The sequence below is a fragment of the Alistipes sp. CAG:29 genome, assembly GCF_000435435.1.
GTDB lineage: Bacteria > Bacteroidota > Bacteroidia > Bacteroidales > Rikenellaceae > Alistipes > Alistipes onderdonkii.
Genome location: NZ_FR893505.1, coordinates 1 through 2,762, shown reverse-complemented (window position 1 = coordinate 2,762; position 2,762 = coordinate 1). Strand labels below are relative to the sequence as shown.

The following is a 2,762-nucleotide window of genomic DNA, read 5'->3' as shown; positions in this document are numbered from 1 at the left end:
GCCGCCGTTTCCATGTGGGTTCGAGACAGATCCATGCCGTCAGCAGGTAGAGCGTCAGCCCGGCCAGATACCACGGCAGCGCCGTCAGCAGAATCCGCGCGACCAGTTCGGGCGCCAGCAGGGCGTGGAAGTACCCCCACAGCACGGCGGTTTGCACGATGAACAGCAATGCCAGCGCTCCCAGCCCGATGCCTGACATCAGCAGAATCATCTTCCACTGTGGAAAGGGCAGGTGAAGCGTCAGCTTCAGCCGTTTCTGGGCCATTTCGGGGACGAACTGAACCACTGCGAGCAATACGCCCAGCAGGGCCGGCAGGTATTGGAGAATGTCGATGAAGACAACTTCCTTTTCGAGCATCACCTCCCAGACGTGCGCCGCACCCTTGAAGGTTATCACCCGTTGGACGCGCAGCAGCGCATAGGCGGTGGCTCCGAAGAGGAACAATGCGCTCAGCGGATAGAAGCAGCGCATTTTGATCCACTCTTTGTAGAATATGGCTTTGATCATAATTCGGGTTTAGTATTTTCCGGTCAGTCCGATGAAAGCGTCTTCGAGGTTCAGCGTTTCGCCGCGCAGGTCGCTGCAGACAATGCCCGCGCGCTCCAGCACGCCCTGTACCGTCGCAGGGGAGTCGAACGAATAGAGTTCGGCGCGCCCGTTCGCGACGCTCGGGTGGTAGAGGCCGTCGCCGGCGGGGATCGTGACGTCGGCGCCCGGCGTGAAGGTGTATCGCCGGAACGTGCCGAGCAGTTCGCCGACGGGCATCTGTACCAGAATGCTTCCGTAATCCATGATGATACAGTCGTCCACGAGCTTTTCCATGTCCTGAATGATGTGCGAGGTAAGGAAAACGGTCTTCTCCTCGCTCTGCGCATAGTCGCGCAGGTATTCTACGAACAGGCGGCGGTAACCGGGGTCCAGTCCCATCGAGAAGTCGTCAAGCACGAGCAGATCGGCGTTCTGGGCGAGAATCAGCCCTAAGGCCACCTGCGAACGCTGTCCGCACGACATGCGCGAGATGCGCTGCCGGGGCGCCACCTTCAGCATTTCCATCAGTCCGTAATAGGCGTCGCGGTTCCAGCGGGGATAAAACCGCGCATAGAACCGTTCGATCTGCTCGATGGTCATGAAGGCGTACTGCACGTGTCCCTCGATCAGCAGGGCGATCCGGGCGCGGGTTTCGGGCCGCATCGTGCGGATATCCTCGCCGAAGATCAGACACTGTCCGGCGCGCGGTTGGAGATAGCCGCTCAGAATGTTGATGGTCGTGGTTTTTCCGGTGCCGTTTTTACCCAAAAGTCCGAGGATCCGCCCGCGCGGAACCTCGAAACTCAGGTCTTTGTATATCAGCCGCTCCCCGTAACAATGGGTGAGGTTGCGGCATTCGATGACAGAATCGGTCATAAAGAATGGTCGTTCTTCCGGCTTACTTGATCAGCGACGCCTTCGTATTGGACTCGAAGTCGTTGGTCGAGTTGTTCGAGTCGATGAGTTTGCCGTCGGAACCGGTCTTGCGGATCACCGACTTGCCGAAGCGGTAGGCATCTCCGTCGGCCGTACCGCACCATGCGTAACCTGCGTCGAGCGAAGCGTCCCACGGGGCGATGTAGTATTCGTCGCGGCAGCCCGTGTTCACGGCGTCGAGCACCCATTCGTTAGGCACGCGGTAGCAGTTGCGCAGCGGCATCGTGTAGTCCGAGCCGTTCGGGGAGTGGAAGATATACTGGGCGTCTTCGAGCGGGTATTCGGCGAGGAACTGCTTTGCAGTCAGGCCGACGGGCGGCATGGCGATAGCCACGGCGTTGAAGCCGCGGTTGTGGAGCACTTGGACCGTCAATGTCGAAGCGTACCATTTGTCGAGGTTGGGCACGTCGGGGTTGTCGATATCCAGATAGTTCTCGTTCGACGAAACGTCGTACCACTCGAAATCGGCTTTCGTGGCGTCCCACGAGTTCGGGTTGCCGATGGTGTGGTTCTGGGCGTTGTTGACGACGATCAGCGACTCGCCGGCTTTGACCAGCACATCCTGTCCGTTGCCGGGAATGCAGTAGAACGCATTGCCCGCACAACACTCCTTGCGGAAGTCCTTGCCTTCGATCATCTCGCTGTTCATGCCCGAATTGAGTCCGCTCGAAAGGATCAGCATCATGCCGTCGGCATAGAGGTCTTCGTCGGAGTTGTTACGGATCTTGATGTACTGGTCGCCCAGCCACCTGTCAGGCTTTCCCGTTTCGGGAAACGCCGTGCCTGTGAAGTAGATCTCCTCGATCACGAATTCGCCGGCTTGCAGCGTGATGTCGCTCTGTTTGATGGTTACGGTCGCCAGAACGGTGCTCTTGCCGCTCCGCGTCACGTTCACGACGGTCGAACGTTCCGTCCCCGTTTCGTTCTCATCGACGGACAGCACCAGCGCTTTGCCCGAAGATTCGGCTTCATTGATCTGAACCCACGACGCAGCATCGGCGGGAATATTCACGTCGAAATTTTCCTCGGGCACGTTTACCAGCACATTGCCGCCGAGCGCGCGCAAGATTTCGGATACGACGACGGGATTGACCGTTTCTTCGGGATCGTCGGTGCAGGATGCGAAGCCCGCTGCGAAGAGGGCCGTGGTGAGAATTAAGAAAAGCTTTTTCATAATTGGTTTTTATTATTGGTTTGACAAATATTGGTTCGATCGTTTAGAACAGGATGCCGAACGTCGCCGTCAGAACGTGTTCGGACAATCCTCCGCTGTAAAACCGGGGCGTCCACCCCGCCT

General features: G+C 58.3%; 3 protein-coding genes. All 3 read right to left on the bottom strand.

The window, feature by feature from the left end; all coding sequences use genetic code 11:
• Window positions 1–508 (bottom strand): hypothetical protein (locus QVP03_RS12235; protein ID WP_288210810.1); only part of this gene is annotated, 508 nt, incomplete at its 3' end.
• 9 nt (window positions 509–517) lie between these two features.
• Window positions 518–1,405: an ABC transporter ATP-binding protein gene (locus tag QVP03_RS12230; protein WP_022333695.1), complete on the bottom strand. Its 888-nt coding sequence runs from the start codon at window positions 1,403–1,405 to the stop codon at window positions 518–520.
• Window positions 1,406–1,427: 22 nt separating this feature from the next.
• Window positions 1,428–2,639 carry a DUF4876 domain-containing protein gene (locus QVP03_RS12225; protein WP_022333694.1) on the bottom strand — a complete coding sequence of 404 codons (1,212 nt, stop codon included), beginning with the start codon at window positions 2,637–2,639 and terminating at the stop codon, window positions 1,428–1,430.
• Between the last annotated feature and the right edge of the window lie 123 nt (window positions 2,640–2,762).

What these genes read in the sequence shown, in the direction of transcription:
- QVP03_RS12230 (WP_022333695.1), bottom strand. Translation starts at nt 1,405, where the DNA reads ATGACCGATTCTGTCATCGAATGCCGCAACCTCACCCATTGTTACGGG.
- QVP03_RS12225 (WP_022333694.1), bottom strand. Translation starts at nt 2,639, where the DNA reads ATGAAAAAGCTTTTCTTAATTCTCACCACGGCCCTCTTCGCAGCGGGC.